The organism is Paenibacillus shenyangensis (assembly GCF_000346635.1).
GTDB classification, from domain to species: domain Bacteria; phylum Bacillota; class Bacilli; order Paenibacillales; family Paenibacillaceae; genus Saccharibacillus; species Saccharibacillus dauci.
The window spans coordinates 159,221-179,825 of record NZ_AOIG01000009.1 but is presented as its reverse complement, the minus strand read 5'-3'; the positions used below and the strand labels follow the sequence as shown (position 1 = coordinate 179,825).

Annotated in this window: 16 protein-coding genes and 2 pseudogenes; 3 read left to right on the top strand and 15 right to left on the bottom strand. The window is 47.9% G+C overall.

Annotation, left to right across the window (positions count from 1 at the left end; translation table 11 throughout):
• Window positions 1-151 precede the first annotated feature (151 nt).
• The 5 genes and pseudogenes from folE to H065_RS0108600 form a co-directional block, all read right to left on the bottom strand.
• Window positions 152-748, bottom strand: a complete 597-nt coding sequence (folE, locus tag H065_RS0108625; protein ID WP_017812641.1) for a GTP cyclohydrolase I FolE — start codon at window positions 746-748, stop codon at window positions 152-154.
• A 52-nt stretch (window positions 749-800) separates the two neighbouring features.
• On the bottom strand, window positions 801-1,076 hold the full coding sequence (locus H065_RS0108620; protein ID WP_026136113.1) for a YneF family protein: 276 nt from the start codon (window positions 1,074-1,076) through the stop codon (window positions 801-803).
• A 144-nt stretch (window positions 1,077-1,220) separates the two neighbouring features.
• Window positions 1,221-2,255 (bottom strand): HD-GYP domain-containing protein, encoded by a 1,035-nt coding sequence (locus H065_RS0108615; protein ID WP_017812639.1) that lies wholly within the window; start codon window positions 2,253-2,255, stop codon window positions 1,221-1,223.
• 83 nt (window positions 2,256-2,338) lie between these two features.
• Window positions 2,339-4,074: pseudogene (gene queG / locus H065_RS0108605) on the bottom strand (tRNA epoxyqueuosine(34) reductase QueG).
• A gap of 204 nt (window positions 4,075-4,278) precedes the next feature.
• Window positions 4,279-4,707 (bottom strand): GNAT family N-acetyltransferase, encoded by a 429-nt coding sequence (locus tag H065_RS0108600; RefSeq protein WP_017812636.1) that lies wholly within the window; start codon window positions 4,705-4,707, stop codon window positions 4,279-4,281.
• 852 nt (window positions 4,708-5,559) lie between these two features.
• Between H065_RS0108600 and H065_RS0108595 the strand changes: the two genes are divergently transcribed.
• The gene (locus tag H065_RS0108595; RefSeq protein ID WP_017812635.1) at window positions 5,560-6,171 is read left to right on the top strand and encodes a superoxide dismutase; all 612 of its coding nucleotides are present in this window, start codon (window positions 5,560-5,562) and stop codon (window positions 6,169-6,171) included.
• Between the two features lie 253 nt (window positions 6,172-6,424).
• Here H065_RS0108595 and H065_RS0108590 read toward each other — a convergent pair whose 3' ends face one another.
• The 6 genes and pseudogenes from H065_RS0108590 to H065_RS0108560 all read right to left on the bottom strand — a co-directional run bounded on the left by H065_RS0108590 (window position 6,425) and on the right by H065_RS0108560 (window position 13,319).
• Window positions 6,425-7,681 carry a TolB family protein gene (locus H065_RS0108590; RefSeq protein WP_238557921.1) on the bottom strand — a complete coding sequence of 419 codons (1,257 nt, stop codon included), beginning with the start codon at window positions 7,679-7,681 and terminating at the stop codon, window positions 6,425-6,427.
• 642 nt (window positions 7,682-8,323) lie between these two features.
• Window positions 8,324-9,319 (bottom strand): annotated as a pseudogene (mutY, locus tag H065_RS0108585) (A/G-specific adenine glycosylase); the annotation flags it as partial.
• Window positions 9,320-9,334: 15 nt separating this feature from the next.
• Window positions 9,335-9,736 carry a holo-ACP synthase gene (acpS, locus tag H065_RS0108580; RefSeq protein WP_017812632.1) on the bottom strand — a complete coding sequence of 134 codons (402 nt, stop codon included), beginning with the start codon at window positions 9,734-9,736 and terminating at the stop codon, window positions 9,335-9,337.
• Window positions 9,737-9,986: 250 nt separating this feature from the next.
• Window positions 9,987-10,793: an NAD(+) synthase gene (gene nadE / locus H065_RS0108575; RefSeq protein ID WP_017812631.1), complete on the bottom strand. Its 807-nt coding sequence runs from the start codon at window positions 10,791-10,793 to the stop codon at window positions 9,987-9,989.
• Between the two features lie 207 nt (window positions 10,794-11,000).
• Window positions 11,001-11,435, bottom strand: a complete 435-nt coding sequence (locus H065_RS0108565) for a BrxA/BrxB family bacilliredoxin (protein ID WP_017812629.1) — start codon at window positions 11,433-11,435, stop codon at window positions 11,001-11,003.
• Between the two features lie 165 nt (window positions 11,436-11,600).
• Window positions 11,601-13,319: an ATP-binding protein gene (locus H065_RS0108560; protein ID WP_017812628.1), complete on the bottom strand. Its 1,719-nt coding sequence runs from the start codon at window positions 13,317-13,319 to the stop codon at window positions 11,601-11,603.
• A gap of 285 nt (window positions 13,320-13,604) precedes the next feature.
• On the opposite strand from H065_RS0108560, the gene H065_RS0108555 reads away from it, so the two are divergent.
• Window positions 13,605-14,879 (top strand): BaiN/RdsA family NAD(P)/FAD-dependent oxidoreductase, encoded by a 1,275-nt coding sequence (locus H065_RS0108555; RefSeq protein WP_017812627.1) that lies wholly within the window; start codon window positions 13,605-13,607, stop codon window positions 14,877-14,879.
• 328 nt (window positions 14,880-15,207) lie between these two features.
• Here H065_RS0108555 and H065_RS25585 read toward each other — a convergent pair whose 3' ends face one another.
• Window positions 15,208-16,110: a glycerophosphodiester phosphodiesterase family protein gene (locus H065_RS25585; RefSeq protein ID WP_017812626.1), complete on the bottom strand. Its 903-nt coding sequence runs from the start codon at window positions 16,108-16,110 to the stop codon at window positions 15,208-15,210.
• 702 nt (window positions 16,111-16,812) lie between these two features.
• On the opposite strand from H065_RS25585, the gene H065_RS0108545 reads away from it, so the two are divergent.
• The gene (locus H065_RS0108545; RefSeq protein ID WP_017812625.1) at window positions 16,813-17,280 is read left to right on the top strand and encodes a MarR family winged helix-turn-helix transcriptional regulator; all 468 of its coding nucleotides are present in this window, start codon (window positions 16,813-16,815) and stop codon (window positions 17,278-17,280) included.
• Between the two features lie 90 nt (window positions 17,281-17,370).
• Here H065_RS0108545 and H065_RS0108540 read toward each other — a convergent pair whose 3' ends face one another.
• The 3 genes from H065_RS0108540 to H065_RS25580 all read right to left on the bottom strand — a co-directional run bounded on the left by H065_RS0108540 (window position 17,371) and on the right by H065_RS25580 (window position 20,516).
• The gene (locus tag H065_RS0108540) at window positions 17,371-19,014 is read right to left on the bottom strand and encodes an ABC transporter ATP-binding protein (RefSeq protein WP_017812624.1); all 1,644 of its coding nucleotides are present in this window, start codon (window positions 19,012-19,014) and stop codon (window positions 17,371-17,373) included.
• A 1-nt stretch (window position 19,015) separates the two neighbouring features.
• Window positions 19,016-19,618, bottom strand: coding sequence for an ECF transporter S component (locus H065_RS0108535; protein ID WP_017812623.1), 603 nt, complete (start codon window positions 19,616-19,618; stop codon window positions 19,016-19,018).
• 142 nt (window positions 19,619-19,760) lie between these two features.
• Window positions 19,761-20,516, bottom strand: a complete 756-nt coding sequence (locus H065_RS25580) for an energy-coupling factor transporter transmembrane component T family protein (RefSeq protein ID WP_017812622.1) — start codon at window positions 20,514-20,516, stop codon at window positions 19,761-19,763.
• Between the last annotated feature and the right edge of the window lie 89 nt (window positions 20,517-20,605).

Here is a 20,605-nt window from a genome sequence, read left to right as displayed (position 1 = left end):
GCAAGCCTTTCATTAAAATATACATGCTATATCACCCTATTCCGATCTGCTGTGACATCAGGCACAATCTATACAGAAAAGCAGGCAGCCGGGATGACGGCTGCCTGCTTTTTGTTTGTTGTTTGTTTGTGTGATTCAGCAATTCGGTATTTTAGTGATCTTTGATCAGCGACAGGAACTCTGCACGTAGTGGTGCATCATTCTGGAATCCACCGCGTACAGCGGACGTAATTGTCTTGCTGCCCGGCTTTTTGACACCACGTGCGCACATGCACAGATGTTCACCTTCAACGACAACCATTACACCGGTCGGCTTCAGTACTTCGTCGAGAATATCAGCGATCTGGCTTGTGATACGCTCCTGTACCTGAAGACGGCGCGTAACCGCTTCGACCAGGCGGGCGAATTTGCTCAGACCGGCAATTTTGCCGCTTGGTACATAGCCAATGTGCACTTTGCCGAAGAACGGAGCCATATGATGTTCACACTGGCTGTAGTAGACGATATCCTTGACGATGACCATCTCCTGATGATTCTCGTCAAAAGTAACACCCAGTGCCTCGCGCGGGTCTACGCTGTATCCGGCAAAGATCTCCTCGTACATCCGCGTTACCCGTGCAGGCGTCTCCAGCAATCCTTCCCGTTCGGTATCTTCACCGATCAGGTTCAGGATTTCCTTGATATGATATTCAATCTGGTCGCGATGTGCTGCGACCTTCAGGTTGGTATAATCCTTAATTCCAGCCATGCTGACCTCCTTCCACATTCAAGGCCTTCATGCACTGATGCCTGTCATGTAATTATCTTCTACGCTTGCCCTGATTGCCACGGCCCATTGGAGGCATTTGTGGCTTCGCGCCTTTTTGGGGAGCGCCGCCGTTTTTCATCATTTGCTGTGCTTGCTGCATCTGCTTCGGATTCAGGTTATAGCCCATTTGCTTGGCCATTTTCTGCATCATCTGCGGATCGCTCTGCATTTTTTCCAGTTGTTTGCGCAGGTAATATGCGCCAATGAAGAAGCCCCCGACGAGACCCACGATAAGAGTCACGATAGGTATGACCCAGTTCCACCACATAATAAGTGCCACCCCTGTATATTCATTGTATTTCGTTCCCGGAGAGCTCTGGCTTTCCTTGCCGTTGCAGGCATGAACAGCACTTATCATACCATTTTACCGCCTGCTCTAGCAAACATTTTCATACCAAAGATTACGCCCTGTCTAATTCATTACCGCTTCAATGAAAACGGTTGTAGCATTCGCCAGATCAATCTCTTTGACATCAAGTGAATCGCCACTTCCGCGTACGATCCGCACGACCGGACGTCCTGGCAGTCCTCTGTGCTGGCTCACGACTACGCCGGTTTCCCTCGTGGATAGCCGGACACCCGTTCCATTCGGATAAATGGAAATAATGCGTGTAAATTCTACCAGCAGATCATGATCCAATGCTGTACCCGACATGGCCATCATCTCTTCACACGCTTCATGCGGCAGCAGACTCTTGCCGCCATGTTCCTTGGGCGTAATCAGATTATCGTACGTATTGGCAATCGTCACGATCCGGGCATACCGATGAATCTCCTCGTGACTAAGGCCGCGCGGCTGACCGGTTCCATCCATCCGCTCATGATGCTGCAGCGCTACGTGTGCAATCATCAGATTGAAATCCCGCTTGGACTTGATCAGCTCAAATCCTCTCCAGGTGTGATGCATTTTGGAACCGGGAATCAGATCAAAAGCTTCGCTGCCGGACACTTTGCCCACATCATGCAGCAGGGCACCAATCGCCAGATCCCGCAGCTGCTGCTGGTTCATTCCGATATTCATGCCAATAATCGCCGACAGCAGACAGACATTCATCGCGTGCAGATAGCGGGCATTGTCTGCTGTCTTGATATCGGTCAGCTGTACCTGTACTTCACGCGCACCGATGATATCCTCCAATAGATGCTCGACGCTGAGCGTGATCCGCGCCGGGTTCCACTCTTTGCCGGATCGTACGGCATCAAAGGTATCACTCATTTCCCGGATCATGTGCTGCTTGGTCGCTTCGCTCAAAATCTCTTCAGGTTCTACATCTGCGAACTGTTCATCCTGAATATAGATCATGGTAACGCCAATCCGGTTCAGTGTATTAATCATAAAGACGGTCAGCTGCACCCCTGCCGATAGCAGGATTGTACCATTGCCCGAATAGACAGACTTGCCCAGATGCTGCCCCGTTTCTACATTATCTATACTTACGTATCTCATCAGCAATCCCCTTTGGCTTACAATGATAGATACTTCATGGAACCCCATCCTGCCTAATGCCCGAAGCGGTTTATATTTTTATTTTAGAAAAGAACAGGCTGGCGCAAATATCCTTCCAGTTCCAACAGAAGCTCCTTGCGATCCAGTCCTCCGCCATATCCGACCATCTGACCATTCATGCCAATAACCCGGTGGCAGGGCACGATGATCGACACGGGATTACGGTTATTCGCTCCACCAACCGCGCGAACAGCTGATGGACTGCCGATATGCACAGCAATCCATTTATAAGAGACTACTTCACCATATGGGATAACCTGAAGAGCCTGCCACACCTGACGCTGAAATGCAGTTCCCCGCAAATCCAGCTGCAGATCAAACTCCTGACGTTCACCGGCAAAATATTCATGGAGCTGATCGATTGCTTGGCCAAGCCGTGATGACGAATGGATAAGCTCATGATCACCATACCATCGGCTGGACCAGCTGGACAGACCAGCCTGCGCCTCACTATAGGTTTTGAATTCCAGATGACATAATCCATGCTCCGATTGCAGCAGTGTCACCGGGCCAACCGGTGAGTCCATTTCGGCATAATACAACGTGGTTCGCGACTGTTCATTTTGCGGGATTACTGGTTCATGCAGCTGCTCGTCGGTCACGCGGATTCCTCCTCCAGTATCCTTTTTGCTTCGATCAGGCGTTCGATTACCTCCTGCTCTTGCTCGCACTCCAGTCCACGCTCTATAGCTGATAGCGCATCGGGACCCCCAATCCGGCTCAGTGCCCAGGCGATCGTGCCGCGAATCATCGGACGTACATCCTTGAGCAGCATTTCGGTCAGACGGGGTACTGCACTTTTATCCTTGAAATTACCAAGAGCGATAATCGCATTGCGCTGGATCGGATTTTTGCCGCGCCAGGCGGCGGATGTATCGCCAAACTCCTGCTTGAACTCTTTGTTGCTCAGATCGAGCATCGGCAGCAGCAGCGGTTTGGCCTTTTCCGGATCAGGACGCAGATCTTCCTGATGGTTCCAGTGTTTGCCTTTATTTTTGGGACAGACGATCTGGCAGGTATCACAGCCATACAGCCGGTTACCGATCTTGCGCATATGCTCATCCGACAGCATTCCTTTGGTCTGCGTCAGAAAAGACACACAAATTTGCGAATTCAGCTGCCCAGGACCAACGAGTGCTCCTGTTGGGCAAGCATCAATACATTTGGTACAGGTACCACAATCCTCGGTTACCGGCGTATCCGGCGGAAATGGAATATCCGTAATCATATCGCCGAGAAAGATCCAGGAACCGAGAGTAGGCGAGATTACCGCGCAGTTTTTACCGAAAAATCCAATGCCTGCACGCTGGGCTACAGCACGGTCCGAGAGTGCTCCAGTATCGACCATGCTCTCGATTCTCGCTTCCGGTACTCGTTCATGAATAAAATCTTCCAGCCGCTGCATCCGGTCTCTCAGCACATAATGATAATCCCGGCCCCAGGCCGAGCGTGCCATGATGCCCCGATACTGACCGGGCTCCGAACGCCGCGGATTTTCCATTTTGGAATGATAAGTCACCGAGATGGCGATGATGGAACGTGCGCCTTCCAGGGTTAGTGACGGGTTGATTCTTTTCTCCAGATCCGGTTCTTCAAATCCGGATTCATAACCTTTGCGCCGGTGTTCTTCCAGCACTTCTTTCAGAAAAAGAAAAGGATCGGCGGTCGTAAAACCGATACCGTCAATTCCCAGCGATGGCGCAGCTGCCTTGATCTCAAGCTTAAGCTGTTCCCATCTGGATGTCGGACTTGGTATCATATATTCCTGCTGCGTCACTCACTGTCACCTCCTGCCGACTGTTGTCAGCTATCTATTTATAATTATACCTGATCCAACTGGAAATACGTCTAAAAAATAGAAAAACACACCTGCATCCCCCACGAAGCCGGAAGGCAAGATGTGTCCATATATACAAAACAGTATGATGTAGTCTGTAGTTATTCCAAATTTATCTCTATAGTATTATGCGTTAGCTGCGACAATGCTTAATTTTTCGTACGTACGAAGAATTTTGCTTTCATCATAGCCAAGAGCTGCATACAGTGGCATTACCGCCTCGTTATGCTCGTCTCCTGCGATCATAATTCCGCTGACATTACGCTGCTGGAAACGTTTTTCCATTGCTGCGACCAGCGCTTTGCCAATTCCTTTGCCTCTCATATCGGGATGAACGGCAATACGGTAGTAACAACCGAAATTGCGGTCAATCGTACCAATTAACAAGCCAATAATTTCTTCTCCCTGCTCCGCAACCATAATCAGTTCGGAATCCCAGGACAATTGTCTCGCAAAAGGTCCCATAGTATGCTCATAGCATTCTTCCGACAGAGCTACCTGCAGCAGCTCCTTCACAAGGCTCAAATCACTTAGCTTAAAGGAACGAATTTTCATGATCCAAACTCCCTTTTCATCAGCTTGATAAATACCGTTTCATTAATAACCCCTGACAATCATGTTCCAACACAAAAAAGAAGGACATCTGCGTAGACAAGCCATACGCCCTACATAAAGAGTTGTGTAAAATCCTGCTGTACAGGAAGACGATAAGACGGCAAAAAAGCGCAAATAATTGCACAATATAATCTCAATGTTAATTAAACCACAATTTTCGAGGAAATACATCACTTTTCTTATGAAAGCGCTTCATATCTCCGTTTTCCGTCCATTTGCTCTTAGATATACAATTATTATGAAGAAATCGCTGCGTATGAATATTAATTGCAATCAATAAATATTCATTGCAAAAGTGAAATCTTAAACTGAAATTATATTAGCAACAAACACAAGTATAACACTACCATGATCATGTCACTATACTTTTTGTCATAATTAAGCATTATGGCTTATATTATGTCGATAAAAAATAGCTTTACTGGACAGCAGACTCATTTGTGCAGCAAAATTTTTACATATTATATTTACCCTTTCTTGATTAATGTTCCTTCTTATTCCATTTATATCCAATATCACTATTTCATTAATATATGTACATACGCTACCCATTCTTTCTGATTCTGCCTGTAATGAAATGTTTATGTACGATTTTTAGGGTTCAATGCGTGATTTCGGTAATATAGAAATAAAAAATAAAATCGCCCGGATCCCTTGCCAGACGGACTTTCTAAACACAAATGTTGCTTTAGTCCGAAATATACGGTTTAATAGAGACAGTAACATGTTTATCTACATAGGGGACTTCTTTTATCGGTATTCCCCAATCCAAATCTCAGGAGGTATTTTACGATGGCATTCGAACTACCAGCATTACCGTACCCTAATAACGCTCTGGAACCACACATCGACGAACAAACGATGATGATTCACCATGATCGTCACCATAACACATACGTAACCAACCTGAACGCTGCTCTGGAAAGCGCTCCTGAACTGCAAAGCAAAAGCCTGGACGAACTGATCAGCGATCTGAACAGTGTACCTGAAAATATCCGCACAGCCGTACGCAACAATGGTGGCGGACACCACAACCACAGCCTGTTCTGGGAAGTAATCGGTCCTGACGCTGGCGGCGCACCTACTGGTGAACTGGCAGCTGCAATCGATAGCGAACTGGGCGGCTTCGACAAATTCAAAGAAGATTTCGCAAAAGCAGCAACTACACGTTTTGGTAGCGGTTGGGCTTGGCTGGTTGTCGGCAAAGACGGCAAACTGGCAATCACAAGCACACCTAACCAGGACAGCCCGGTAATGGAAGGTCTGACTCCACTGCTCGGTCTGGACGTATGGGAGCACGCTTACTACCTGAAATATCAAAACAAACGTCCTGATTACATCTCCGCTTTCTGGAATGTAGTAAACTGGGATGCTGTAAACGCACGTTACACTGCTGCGAAGTAATCGGAAGATCCCCTTTCTTACGTAACAGCAAATAACGCGACATATAGACGAAAAGCTGTCCTGTTCATACAGGGCAGCTTTTTTGTGCTTTTTCGGATTCCTATAGTGTTGGAGTTGATTGCTTCATTCACTCTAGAGTTAATTGCTTCATTCACTCCGGAAAGGAATAAGAGCACGTCCTCCGGTTAAGCCTGGAGATCCTTCGATAGAGGGAGAAAATGAAGATCTCCAGGCTTAAATGTCGTCCTTGCTCTTATTTCCTTTCCTGCGTTATGAGATTATGCATCATGTGCAAGTTACTAATATCATCAGGTAGCTCCACCATGTAGAGATTCGCATAACCGGTACGGTCGCTGGTGAAAAAGAGTTTGCGGCCGTCCTGACTAATTCGCGGATAGGCATGGACTTTGGGTGAATGGAAGCTGCAGCGCAGTTCGCAGAGTACATACGGTCCGTGGTATGTTCCATCAGGCAAAGCTCGCCAGAGATTCAGGGTCTGCACGTTCTCTCTGCCGTCAGTGATCGCCTGATACTTGCCGTCCAGATAGGCGTGATGGATCGCAAAAGGAATCTCCTGCTCCTGCTGATCCGATTGATCGTAGCGGATACTTCCCCAGAAGGATGTGCCGCTGCTTCGTACTCCCTGATAGGCGATTGTCTCGCCGTCGCTAAGGAAATAAGGTCGGCCGACGATTTCGTCTGCTTCGCTTTTTGCCCGGACTGGACTGATCTTGCCGCTTCGTCGATCCATACTCCAGATAGAGGGATCTCCCAGCTCCCGGCTGTCTTCCTGATAGAAAGTCAGCAGCCAGGGATGAATCGGAGAAGCCTGCACATGGGTAATCATCCTCTGACCTTCGTGGACAATCTCTGACTGTCTGGTGTGAAGATGAACAGCAATGATCTGGCTGAATGACGAAGAGGATTCCGGTATCCGCTGATCTGCTGCTTGCTGATCTATAGCTGCATCTTCGTTATCTGTTACTTCATGAAATGTATCGTGATCATTCCGTTTTCGGGTAGTTTCTGGATCGTGCTCTGCATCATTTTTGGCAAATGGCTGCTGCCGGATGCAGGTTAGTACCGACTCCCCATCCGCAGTACAACTAATATTGCCCATCCGAAAGCCTTCGGGGCAGTGGTATTTGACCCGCTCGCGAAAAGAAGTTAGGTCCAGCAGCGAGATGGTATCTTCTTTTTGCAGCAGTGCCTGCTGACCATCCGGGGTCAGGCATACCTGCAGATCATCATTATTTGTGTAGGTAGTGAGCTGTGTCATCTCCCCGGTCTCCAGGTGGATCGAGAATAGATTGGCGCTGTTATCCCTGTCGGATACGAATAACAGACGTCTGCCTTCGTCATATAATCCATTCTCGGTAAAGTACAGCTGGCGGCTGTGTCCCCGGTAATCGGTCAGCTGATGTACTTCGATACCTGTCAGCCGATCCTGGTACTTTTTCCACTCCGGAGCCCATATCGTTCCTTTTACCATGGCTATTGTTCTAGACATCCTGATTCTCCTCCATCCTGCTGCAAAACAACCGTAGAGGCTGTTCTGCTCTCTCTTCTCTAACGAGTACCCGGCTCCGAGAATAGCTAATCAGTTACATCTTCTCCATATTACTGCTTCCGGTATATCAAAAATCCCTGCCGAGTGTATCCGGCAGGGATTCATCCTATTTGTATGGGTCTATCTCATTTATTTCTCTTTGAAATACTGCTGCAAAATCTTCAGGAATAGATTGGGAAAAGCGTACTTTTCCATGTCTTCCTGGCTGATCCAGCGATAATCGTAAGCAAAAGCTTCACCGAGCAGCGTACTCGGTACAGCAGCATACACTTCCTGCTGTTCAGCGACCTGGCTGATCGGATCCACAATATCCGTTGCAGCACTTGCAGCCAGCTGCTGACGAATATGCTCCAGACTCTCGGCTGTAGCTCCGGACAGCTTGATATCGAGCGTCGCCTGCTCCGGTTCCTGTACCTTGTTCAGCGGTGGCTGGCGATCAGAAATATCCGTCTTCGCATCATTATGCAATGCGGATGCAGATTCTGCTTTTTCATCAGATAGTCTGGTCAGCTCATCAACAGAACGAGAAACGGATGCGTCCTGCTCGATCTGATTGTCTACTGCATTGGCTTCGGTACAGAGGAATACCCTCATATACCACTGAATATGGCTAAATGTGTGCTCGGCTGTCATCCATGCTTCTCCGGGACGTACCTCTACACCTTCATTGTGCAGCGCCATACTCAGCCGCTGCATAGCAGCTTCTTCGGACAGATTCGCTCCGGCGCCGGCTTTTTTGGATTCTTCTGCAATCACATGCGGCAGCTCCCACATCCGAGCCAGCAGTCCTGTCGCTGGCCGCTGACGGATCAGTACTTTGCCGGCATGCTCTCCTTGGCCTTCAATAACAGCCAGCAGACGATGCTCTGGACGCGGCGGCTTGGCTTTGGTCTTCACGGGCAGCTGCTCTTCCATGCCATTGATCCGTCCCTTGCAATGCTTCATCACCGGACAGGTCAGACAGTGCGGAGACTTGGGTGTACAGATCAATGCCCCCAGCTCCATCAGAGCCTGGTTAAAGTCGGAAGCTCTGCCTGCAGGAATTAACTCCCCGGCCAGCTTTTCCATCTTGATACGGGTTGGATTTTTGGCGATATCATCTTCCAGACAGAAGTAACGTGACAGTACACGCATCACATTGCCATCAACAGCAGGTACCGGTACATTGTAGGCAATACTGAGTACGGCACCTGCCGTATAGGGACCAATGCCCTTGAGAGCAGATATTTCTTCCGGTGTATCCGGTACAATTCCGCCGTGACGCTCCACTACCTGCTTGGCAGCAGACTGAATATTGCGGGCGCGTGAGTAGTAACCCAGCCCCTCCCAGCATTTCAGCACTTCTTCTTCCGGGGCATTGGCCAGAATCTCGACGGTCGGGAACTTCTCTACAAAGCGTAAAAAATAAGGAATGACTGTATCTACGCGGGTCTGCTGGAGCATAATCTCCGAGATCCAGATATGGTACGGATTCCGGCTGCGCCGCCAGGGCAGATCCCGTTTGTGTTCGTCATACCACGCCAGCAGTTCGCGGCTGAAGTAACGTTTTGCTTCCTGTTCTGCTGTTATATTGGACATTCTGATTCTCCCTTGTTAAGCCTGTATTCTCTCTACGACAGCGAATGCCGAAGCAATCTCTGTCTGATGCGAAATGCTCAAATGTACATGATAGGCTGCCGCTCCACCTTCCAGATCAAGCCTGTCCCAGGCGGCCTGAGACAGCTGGACGACCGGTTTGCCAAGGGCATCCGGCAGTATTTCCATATCGGTAAAATTAATCGTTCGACCAATTCCGCAGCCAAAAGCTTTGGTGATCGCTTCCTTCGCAGCGAAGCGACCGGCGACGAATTCATTTAACTTGGCGCCTTTGGTTCTGGAGATGGCGAGTTCCTGCTCTGTCAGCACACGGTTCATGAATTTCTCTCCCTGTGGACCGCTGATCAGAATGGACAGCCGTTTGATCTCAAGTACATCATGCCCGACTCCATAGATCAAGGTTGCTCTACCTCCTGCATGATTGGATTTCTTTATTGTAACAGAGGTTACGGGATAAATCTCCAGTACCGGATGTATTCATCCAAGTCTTCTTTTCCTCATCAAAAAGGACAGCCCTCCCACGATGGATAAGGCTGTCCCCTTTGGATCTTGTAATTCTTTTATTTCATTTCACAACACCATAGGCTGCCTGATCTTCAGATAACTCCCTGCCTTACAGCAGCTTATAGCAGTCTATTGGATAAAGATATTAAATACCCGGAATCGGATCGCGTTTGTGTGCTGTACGCTTGTAATACGACTCCAATTTTTCCGCTACTGCCGGAGCAATGGTTTTGCCTTCCAGATAGTCACTGTTGTCGGCATAGCTGATACCAAGTTCAGTCTCATCCGTCTGATTTTCCCACAGACCTGCTGTAGGAGCTTTGTCCAGAATAGACTGAGGAACGCCCAGATGAGATGCCAGCTGACGTACCTGACGTTTGTTCAGGCTGCTCAGTGGTGTAATGTCGACTGCTCCATCACCGTATTTGGTAAAGAAGCCCGTGATCGCTTCGGAGGCATGATCCGTACCAACGACCAGCAGATTCAGTGCATTGGCGATACCGTATTGAACTACCATACGTGTTCTGGCTTTGATATTTCCTTTGGCCTGTGGAGTGATTTCTTCCTGCTCCAGCTGCGGCATCACACTGTTCACGATTTCTTCGATCGCATCTACGCCTTTTTGTACATTGGTCTCGACTTTGTACTTCATGTCAAAAGCTTCAGCAGTTGCATAGCTGTCATGAATATCGACCTGGGAACCATATGGCTGGAACACACCAACCGTTTTGTATTCCTTGCCAGTCGATTCACTGAGCTCGTCTGTTGCGCGCTTGCACAGTCCGGCAGCGACTGCGCTGTCGATTCCGCCGCTGATCGCAATCAGAAGTCCGTTGGAACCGGATTTCTCAATGTAGGACTTGAGGAAATCCACACGTTTGCGAATCTCCGCGTCCGGTTCGATTGTAGGTTGTACTTTCAGGTCATCAATAATTTGCTGCTGCATACTCATATTCGTCATCCACTCCTTCGACTATTCTGATCTGTCCTGCGGCTGTACTGATCCTGTCTGCACTAAAATGACAATCTGCAGCAGGATATCACCTGGTGATATCACCAGCACAGCATTCATTCTATTTATATATACCCAAAACACAAACATCCTGCAACCATCACATAAGGTGACAGGTGCAGGATGTTCATTACAAAAAACGGATGATTACTGGCAGTACTTCTCGAAAGCATCGTTCAGTGCTGCTGCAATATCTTCAGCCGAATGATTCTCGATCTGATGACGCTCGATAAAATGAACCAGTTCGCCGTCTTTGAGCAGTGCAATCGACGGGGAAGATGGTGGGAATGGAGCAAAGTACTCACGCGCTTTGGCAGTGGCTTCTTTGTCCTGACCAGCGAATACTGTATACAGATGATCCGGCTTCACGCTACCCTGCAGGGCATGGGCAACACCCGGACGACATTGTCCAGCTGCGCATCCGCAGACGGAGTTGATAACAACCAGTGATGTACCGGAAGCATTATCCAGGCTCGCTTCTACCTCTTCAGGTGTGCGCAGCTCGGTAATTCCGATGCTGGTCAGCTCGTCACGCATCGGCTGAACCATATCTCTCATATATTGATCAAATGACATGGACATCTTATTCACTCCTTACTTTTAATAAGCATTAACTTATATTATACACAGGTTGCCCGATAATACCAATGAACAGAACGGGATTCCTGCGAAATTTTCTGAAATATACATTCAAATTCATGTACTACGAACCTTGCTATTCTCTTTATCAGAGAACAGTCGTAATTGTCAGCTTGGCTCTTCCGGCTCCGTTTCCTTTGATCCAAAAGCATGAGAGAAAATAACAGAAAAAGTCGTTCCTTCCCCCTCTACCGAATCGACTACGATACGCCCTTGGTGACGCTCCACAATGCTGAGGCACAGGGATAATCCCAGTCCCGTTCCTTTGGACTTGGTTGTATAAAAAGGCTCGAACAACTTGTCCAGCTTCTCCTGCGGGATGCCCGGTCCGGTATCACGGATACGCATAATGACCTCGCTGGCTGTGGCTTCTGTCTCGATAACCAATTCGCCCTTATCCTCCATTGCTTCCATGCCATTGCGTGCCAGGTTGAGAATCAGCTGTTTGATCTCTTTGGAGTTCAGATCCAGCCGTGGCACATTTTGACCGGGGATAAAGGTAATTGACTGTCCACGCAGGTTAGCATCGGCCCATAACAAGGGCAGCAGTTCCTCGATAATGGCATGCAGACTGTAGAGCTGCTTTTCCACGATTCGATTCTGCGCCAGGGACAGAAAGTCATTGATAATACTGTTCGCACGATCCAGTTCATCCATCACAATCAGATAATAATGATCAAGAGACGATGGACTTTTCTCACGCATTAATTGGAGAAAACCGCGAACGACAGCCATCGGATTGCGGATCTCATGTGTAATGCTCGCAGCCATCTTGCCAACCAGGCTAAGCTGTTCGACATGACTCAGTTCATTGCGCAATCGTTCTACCTCCGTGATATCCTGAGCGATAATGACTGCACCAGTCAGATTATGATCCGGTAACTGGTGAATTGGCGCGACACTAATATAGAAAGTTCCGTATTCCAGACGCATCAGTTCATTATGAACATGCTGTTCCTCCGACATGCGGCGAATAATACTTATCGTCTGCTGCAATCCAGGAGTAATCGTCTTGTCATCCAGATGCAACAGGTTAATACCAAGCGCTGTCTCGCGTGTAATATCGGGCACCGATCGCCGGAGAATCTTCAGAGCATTCTCGTTAATCGCCGTAATCTGTCCGTCTGCATCAATAGATGTAATCATCATAGGTGCAACATTCATAATCTGACGCAGCTTCTCTGCTTCCGTAATGACACGGTTGGACAGATTCAGCATTTGCTGGTTCAGTTGCTTGCGTTCCATGATGCGTTCTATCGTCTGGATTGAATAACTGCCTGCAACAATCGCCGCTCCGACAATAAACAATATTACCCACCAGGTGGCCGTATCCAGATTGTGCAGCCGCATACGAAGAGCTGCAGCCAGCATTGTCAGCATGGCACTTAACAAAATAAGCAGCGCTGTAATGAGTCGTTTTTTGCGAAGTGAAGATTGAAGGAATAGAGGCGAGCATAGTGCAGCAGCAGGGTATAATAACACACCACTATGGACGAGAAAGTCAATGGCTCCGCTACCCGAACCAAATACAAGATACATAAGCGTCTCCAGAATGAGCAGCAGAACTCCGCGTGCAGCCCCTATGTAGAGCACTCCAATTACCAGAGCTACAAGGCTCATCTGAATCTCGAGTGTAATTGCACTATAAATGGAGAGTATCCAGCAGACCACAATGCTAAACGCAGACGAGAGCACAAGAATCGGGGAATATCCCCGCCAGGTCAATCGTACACTGTGCAGGGAGTCATCGCCGCTGCGTTCCACGATGTTCGAGAACAAAAACACGGCAGATCCTACAGCCAGCATTTGCAGCAGGATTTCCTTCACTGCAATAATAATGATGTGCCCCTCCCTCTCTCTCTGTCGTAATTCGATTAAAGCATAGCAAGCCAAACATTACAATATATAGTATGTTGACCCAGCATTTTCAAACCACTTATACAATACCCCTAATAATACCAATTATAAACAGAATCGTTGCGCTCCGGCCTTTTCCTTTGCAACGAGATGCCGAAACTGCCGAAAACCTTGAAGATTAGCCGTTTTTCATCCTGTATTAATGGTATATTAAAATAGTAAGTTATGACATCAGATAAAAAGGAAAGATACCATTTGAAATACGATATTATTGTAATAGGCGGCGGCTCTGCAGGTCTTATGGCCAGTGTAGCTGCCAGCGAAGACGGTGCCAGCGTACTGCTGGTGGATAAAGGCAACAAATTGGGACGCAAGCTGGGGATTTCCGGCGGCGGTCGCTGCAATGTAACCAATGCCAAAGAAATTGACGAGCTGATCAAATACATTCCCGGTAATGGACGATTTCTGCACAGTGCTCTCGCTAAATTCAGCAATACGGATATTATGCGTTTCTTTGAAGATATGGGTATTGCCCTCAAGGAAGAAGATAATGGGCGTATGTTCCCGGTTACGGACAAAGCCAAAACGGTTGTGGATGCACTGGTAAATCGGGTGCGCGCCCAGGGCGTGGATATCCGGGTGAACAGTCCGGTAGCAGAAGTATTATACGAAGATGGACAGGTATACGGTATACGCCTGCGCTCCGGCGAAGTCATCCGCAGCCGTGCAGTGATTATTGCCGTAGGCGGCAAATCTGTTCCCCAGACCGGCTCCGAAGGAGACGGCTATCCATGGGCGGAACAGGCGGGTCATACTATTACCGAGCTGTATCCGACCGAGGTGCCAATCACCTCGCCGGAATCTTTTATCCAGAGCAAAGAGCTGCAGGGATTGTCCCTGCGTGATATCAGCCTGACGGTATGGAATCCCAAAGGTAAAAAGCTGGTCACCCATGATGGCGACATGCTGTTTACCCACTTTGGTATTTCCGGTCCGGCGGCTCTACGATGCAGCCAGTATGTCGTCAAAGCACTCAAAAAGTTCCCGGTCACTTCGGTACAGATTACTCTGGATATTTTCCCGGACAAGACAGCCGATGACATCTACCGGGAGACCCTGCAGATCGCTGAACAGGAATCCAAAAAAGCCATCAAAAATGTGCTCAAAGGTTATATTCCCGAGCGGCTGATCCCGCTTATTCTGCAGCGCGTGGGTCTGCCCGAAGATCTGACCTACCATAACATTCCAAGACAACAGTGGATGGATATGGCCCGCCTGATCAAGCAGTTCCCGATTGCAGCCAATGGTACACTGTCACTCAAGGAAGCCTTTGTAACCGGCGGCGGTGTGAATCTCAAGGAGATCAATCCACAGACGATGGAATCCAAATTGACGCAAGGACTGTATTTCTGCGGGGAAGTGCTGGATATTCACGGTTATACAGGCGGCTACAATATTACAGCGGCTTTCACTACCGGTCATACTGCCGGCAAAAGTGCTGCGGAAGCTATACACGAGTACAGCAAGTAATATCGGATGAATAGCCATATAGTAATGAAATAAACGATCTTTCTTCTATAAATAGAAGAATGTCGTAACTGTTCAAGGCAATCACGTGGTCACTTCTGATCGATTAATCATCAAAAGTTATGATGCTGAACAGAATACAGGTTCCGTTCTTGTACAAGAAAGAATAATAGATTAATCAAAAAACCCTTTGCACTTGCAGAGGGTTTTTCTTGTCAGGACTATATTCAATACCGGTCACAGTAAGCATCTGACTAATTCTTTATGAGTAACCTTTTGTTACTCTACTGTTCAGAGCTTCATTTAAAATCAAGTTTATCCAGCCAGCAGGTTATCCTTGCCATCCATAAGTACCCTGCTGCTCATTGAGGTAGCGAATCAATGCTTCCGTGTAATCTGTTTGGATCATATTGAAGCCCCGCTCCCGATGCCACTGCCAGCCCTGTTCGGGATCAATCAGCGATGCTCCATCCGTATGTCCGCCGCAGAGTGAATCCCACATCGTATTCACCCACAATCGGCAATTCCGCTCTCTGATCTCCTGCAGGACAGAAGGTTGAATCAGTACACTATCTTCCTGTTCAAAGCAGATCTCCACCGCCTGCGGACGTATCCGGTCAAACAGAAGCTCCAGATTGTGTACCAACGGCTCATTGGTGGAGTCCAGAATATGCATGTACAGCGGAGGTTTTATTTTATCTCGCAGAAAATACTGCACCTCTTCCGGAGAATCATTGCTTTTGAACAGAACATGATCTACCGTATCGGTACGCAGCAGTGCAGCATATACTTCTTCGCGGATATCCCAGCATTTATCAAGGTTTAGCATCGCTTTGCCACGAATCAGGATCAGTGCTTCTTCCAGGGTAGGAATTGTATAATTGGTCAGCGGCTGGCAAGGGCCGCCCTGATACTGACGCAAACGAAGACTTCGCAGCTCGGCAATCGTCATATCGGCTATCCGGCCTGTACCATCTGTCATCCGGTCTACAGTCTCATCGTGCATCAGCACCAGAGCACCATCGGATGTACGATGTACATCAATCTCGATCATATCTGCCCCGGCTACAATTGAATACTGAATCGCTGCCAGCGAATTTTCGGGTGCCTGCTTCCAGTTACCACGGTGTGCAGCGACCATCATCCGTCCACGGCTGTCGAGAAAACTGGCCATAATCTCTTCAATTACAGGTCTATACTCTTCACGCCAGATCGTCACGGAATCATCTCTCATCGCATTTAGTCTCCGATTCATATATTCACTCATATCCTTAAAGGTAATTGTTGGCAAATGACTTTCTATTACTCTACCGCTCCAGCGTTAACGGGAATGGATATTTGTGCAATCTCTATGTAAAAGCTTCAAAACAGTTACCAACAGTCTATGCACAAATTAGGACTAGATATCAACTGCTCACCCCCAAGTTATCAACATGTTATACACAGCCTGAGGATAGATTTCAGTAAATTCCTGCCATTCTATACACAGGCAAATATAATTATGCAGATCGTTAAAAGAGTAAATACTTGATTTTCGCCGTTTTTTATAAATACTTTGTATATTTCGAGCAAAATATTCATAAAAAACACCCCTTCATTAAAAGTGTTTATTTATACACAACGTTATCCACAAATTATATCCACTTATCCACAAAAAATACACAGATTGGAATCCAGCTATTTCCAGTTATTTTTATCTTATAATTGTAAAAAAATAGTTATCCACACCCTCTACTTACGCTTTTACGTTCTCTCAGTCTCTCTACATAAATGCAATTTAAGATTTAAATTTAATATTTAAAATGCCCGGCATTGTGACAAATCACATATTCTTCTAATTTAAATGGATATAAGATAAAACTAGATTAACGTTCCGCTTTTATCACTTTAACCAATAGATTCTATAGAACTCATCATCAGAAAGGGTGACTGTATTATGATTAATATGTCTCTGAACAATACCGAACAATCCATGCATCTATACCGTGTTTTCGCCAAGGCCTTCAAAAGTTTAAGTGAACATGCTGTCGCCGGAAGCAAAATCGAAGGCTTCAACTCTACTGCCTTTTCTGTCATGGAAGTATTATATTTCAAAGGTGCACAGCCTATTCAGCAAATCGGAGCCAAACTACTGCTGCAGAGCGGCAATGTAACCTATGTTATCGACAAATTAGAGCATGGCGGACTTCTGCGCCGGCATCCATGCCCTACCGATCGCCGTGTAATCTATGCCGAACTGACCGATCGCGGACGCAATATGATGGATGAAATCTATCCCAAATATGAAGAACGCCTCAGCTATGCGCTGGGTGGTTTGAATATGCAAGAAAAGGAACAGCTGATCTATTTGCTCAAAAAACTAGGTATGGAAGCTGAGCGTCTGTCCCCTGCTGCGCGTAAGTAAGCATTTACGCAACACTTCAGGATATCCAAAAAAGCCATTTCTGTTTCACTAGCCGTCATACAGGCCGGGAAACGGAAATGGCTTTTTATATTAGCGAGATGACGAATAGGTATCTTCAATCAATCGTCCCTGTTCCAGCGTAAGCTTGCGAACTTCAGGCGCTGCGAACAACTCCGGCTCATGAGTCACAATCAGCAGAGCAGCTCCCTGACTCACCGCTCTGCGGCATAAATAGAGCAGACGGTCTATGGTAAAGTAATCAGCTGCCGAACCCGGTTCGTCAAGGATGTACAGCGGACGTGGCAGTAAGAACTGGCTTACTGCTGCCAGCAGACGCTTCTGTCCTCCAGCGAGGCTGTATGGCGAATCGTCACGCCGCTCCAGCAATCCTGCAAATCTCAGCATGTCTTCCGCTTCCTTCTCGTATGAATCGGGCAACCTATCGCGTGGACGCAGATTCAGATGTGCGCGGATCCCATAGACACACTCCTCCCAGACGGTTGCAGCTACCCATTGATGATCCGGATGCTGGAATACATAACCGGTATCTGCAGCTCGGTCGTAGATGGACTGGCGGGCTGTATCCTTACCCTTACGATAAATACTTTGTACCGGCGGCTGCAATAGACCTGACAGCAGACGAGTTAATGTAGTTTTGCCAGAGCCGTTGACACCGCAGAGCATTACCATTTCTCCCGGATACAGAGCAAATTGTACATTGGCCAATGCCGGACGAAGAGCGCTAGAATAGCTGTACGTCAGATCGCGAACCTCTACGACAGGCTGTCCAGATACAGAAGGTACAGCCGCATTCCCCTCCGAACGGCGTAATTCACTCTTATCTTCCTGCATTCCGGCAGAAGCAATAGAAGCAGATAGATCGGTTGCCTCATGTACATAAGTATCCGCATACGTGTCTGTATTGGCGTGTTCACCAGCTGGTTGTATAGCAGCCTTTTGGTCAGCAGCCTGGTTAATATCGGGCGGTAAAATATACAGCTGCTCCAATCGTTCACGATGATGCAGCAGCAGTTCAGCAGGTGTTCCTTCCAGAACGATACGTCCTTTGGCTAAAATGACGACCCGACTGCACTTCATCACCGTCTCATCCCAGCGGGCAGATGCAGTGATTAGCGTCCCTCCGGCCCTATGCCAGTGTTCAATAATATGCAGCAGATCCTGTTTGCCCGCCGGATCGAGACTCGCGGCAGGCTCGTCCAGAATAAGCAGTTGCGGCTGCAGTGACATGACGGATGCCAGTGCGGTACGCTGACGCTGTCCACCCGACAGCTGGTGTATATATTCATGACGAATCGGTTGCAGATTCAGTGCTTCTGTCCATTGATCGATGCGGCGGCCGATTTCCTCTGCCGGAATACGCAGATTCTCCGGTCCAAATGCAATCTCGTCTTCTACCGTACCTACTACCAGCTCGGCATCCGGGTCCTGTCCCAGCGAACCCATATGGCTCGCCAGCAGACCCGGCTCTGCCGAACCCGGGTCCATATCATCAATACGTACATTACCTTTACGCTGTCCACCAGCAATCCTGGGCAGCTGGCCGTTCATTATCCGGCAAAGTGTCGATTTGCCACTGCCGCTAGCGCCGATAATCGTCAGCCATTCTCCTGCCTGAACATCCAGTGAAATCTGTTCCAGCGTAGGAGAATCACTATCTTCATAAGTATAGGATACTCCGCTCAGCTGCACGAACGGAATAGGTTTTGTAGGCATTTTAGCGTTCTCTCGAGAAGGCTGCAAATCGGCGCAGCAGCCCTGTTTTGCCAATCGCTTTGCCAAAAATAACCGTCAGCATTCCGCACAGAATTACGCCACTGGCGATACGTGCGATCATGGCGATGCCCAGTACAGTCATCCCCCATTTGGAATAACCAAACATCTGGATTGCCACCAGGAACCAGATCGGTACCATTGCTCCACCGACGAGCATCATTACACCCATCGACCAGCGGCGATAGCGCAGCAGTCCGAAGATCAATTCCGCAACCACCATATAACAGAACGCCGCCGCCAAAGCCGAAGCAATTCCGTAGGATGTACCAACAAAGCATTGCACCAGTGCACCCAGTGCATAGGTAATTACAGCTGTACCCGGCTTGCGGATAATATAGTAGGCCAGCAGTCCGTAGATCATATACAGACCGGTAATACTGGACGTCATAATCGGACCACCGATACTGCTAAGCAGTTGATTCACCCCGGACAGGTACATGGTCATCACCGCATTGGCAGTAGCCAACAGCGCCATAAGCACAATCTCCATGGTGGTAAACGACTGCAGCGTCTTATTTACACTGCGATTCATTACATTACTCATATCTAGACTTCGCTCCTCAAATCGACATTGTTAACTACAATTAATAATTTAGGTTAACAATAACAATAAGTCAAATTTTTATTTGTTCTTTTGATCACATGAATTCTCCTCGTCACTATAATCAGCAACCTTTATCCCTATTTTACAAGATGATATACAGCATTATCGTGATCGCTATGCTACCGCTCATCCAATATAGCGCCGATGATGGCAGAACAAAAGAATGATAAAAGGTACGGTCCGGGTAGGCTCCGAATCCTTTGGCTTCCATAGCACCTGCAATATGCTGAATACGGCGAATCGAACCAGTAAACACTGCTCCCATATAGTCTTTGGTTTGCAGCAGTGCAGCCCATCCACGGGCTTTGCGCTGACCACGCAAACGACGAGCCGCCAGTGCCAGCCGGGCTTCCTCGCGCAGCAGGGGCAAAAAGGTCAATGCAAGTGCCAGTCCATACGCAAACCGATAAGGAACTTTTAATTTCAGCACCAACGCGCCTACCAGTTCACGGTAATCGGTCGTTACAGATAGCGCTATCGAAGTCAGACACAGAATAAAAATACGCAGCGTCATCACCGCGCCATATTCCAGTCCTCCGGAAGTCAGCTGCAATGCGCCCCATTGCCACCAGATATCCCCTTCTCTGACCGACAGCATGGACAATCCAAAGTACGGAATACCTATCGCAGCCAGCAGCCTGATCAGTGGTCCACTCACCAGCTGACCGGAACCTATAGCTATGGCAATCCACACTACTGCGAATAACAGCAGCTGCGGCAGTGCATGTTCAATATGGACAGCCAGCACCGAGATGCACAGCAGCATAACCAACTTGGTCAATGGATCGATCCTGTAGAGAAATCCACGGGACTCCGGTTTGTTTTTCGTTACAGTCATGTATTTCTATCCATCCTTTCTCTCCACACCACATCCGCCACTTTATCCAGCAAGCGGAACATTCATATATTGACGAAAAACATCTGCCA

Excerpts from the sequence above, each read along its gene's own strand:
- folE (WP_017812641.1), bottom strand. The coding sequence starts at position 748 with ATGGCTGGAATTAAGGATTATACCAACCTGAAGGTCGCAGCACATCGC.
- H065_RS0108620 (WP_026136113.1), bottom strand. The coding sequence starts at position 1,076 with ATGTGGTGGAACTGGGTCATACCTATCGTGACTCTTATCGTGGGTCTC.
- H065_RS0108615 (WP_017812639.1), bottom strand. The coding sequence starts at position 2,255 with ATGAGATACGTAAGTATAGATAATGTAGAAACGGGGCAGCATCTGGGC.
- H065_RS0108600 (WP_017812636.1), bottom strand. The coding sequence starts at position 4,707 with ATGAAAATTCGTTCCTTTAAGCTAAGTGATTTGAGCCTTGTGAAGGAG.
- H065_RS0108595 (WP_017812635.1), top strand. The coding sequence starts at position 5,560 with ATGGCATTCGAACTACCAGCATTACCGTACCCTAATAACGCTCTGGAA.
- H065_RS0108590 (WP_238557921.1), bottom strand. The coding sequence starts at position 7,681 with ATGTCTAGAACAATAGCCATGGTAAAAGGAACGATATGGGCTCCGGAG.
- nadE (WP_017812631.1), bottom strand. The coding sequence starts at position 10,793 with ATGAGTATGCAGCAGCAAATTATTGATGACCTGAAAGTACAACCTACA.
- H065_RS0108565 (WP_017812629.1), bottom strand. The coding sequence starts at position 11,435 with ATGTCCATGTCATTTGATCAATATATGAGAGATATGGTTCAGCCGATG.
- H065_RS25585 (WP_017812626.1), bottom strand. The coding sequence starts at position 16,110 with ATGAGAGATGATTCCGTGACGATCTGGCGTGAAGAGTATAGACCTGTA.
- H065_RS0108545 (WP_017812625.1), top strand. The coding sequence starts at position 16,813 with ATGATTAATATGTCTCTGAACAATACCGAACAATCCATGCATCTATAC.
- H065_RS0108540 (WP_017812624.1), bottom strand. The coding sequence starts at position 19,014 with ATGCCTACAAAACCTATTCCGTTCGTGCAGCTGAGCGGAGTATCCTAT.
- H065_RS0108535 (WP_017812623.1), bottom strand. The coding sequence starts at position 19,618 with ATGAGTAATGTAATGAATCGCAGTGTAAATAAGACGCTGCAGTCGTTT.
- H065_RS25580 (WP_017812622.1), bottom strand. The coding sequence starts at position 20,516 with ATGACTGTAACGAAAAACAAACCGGAGTCCCGTGGATTTCTCTACAGG.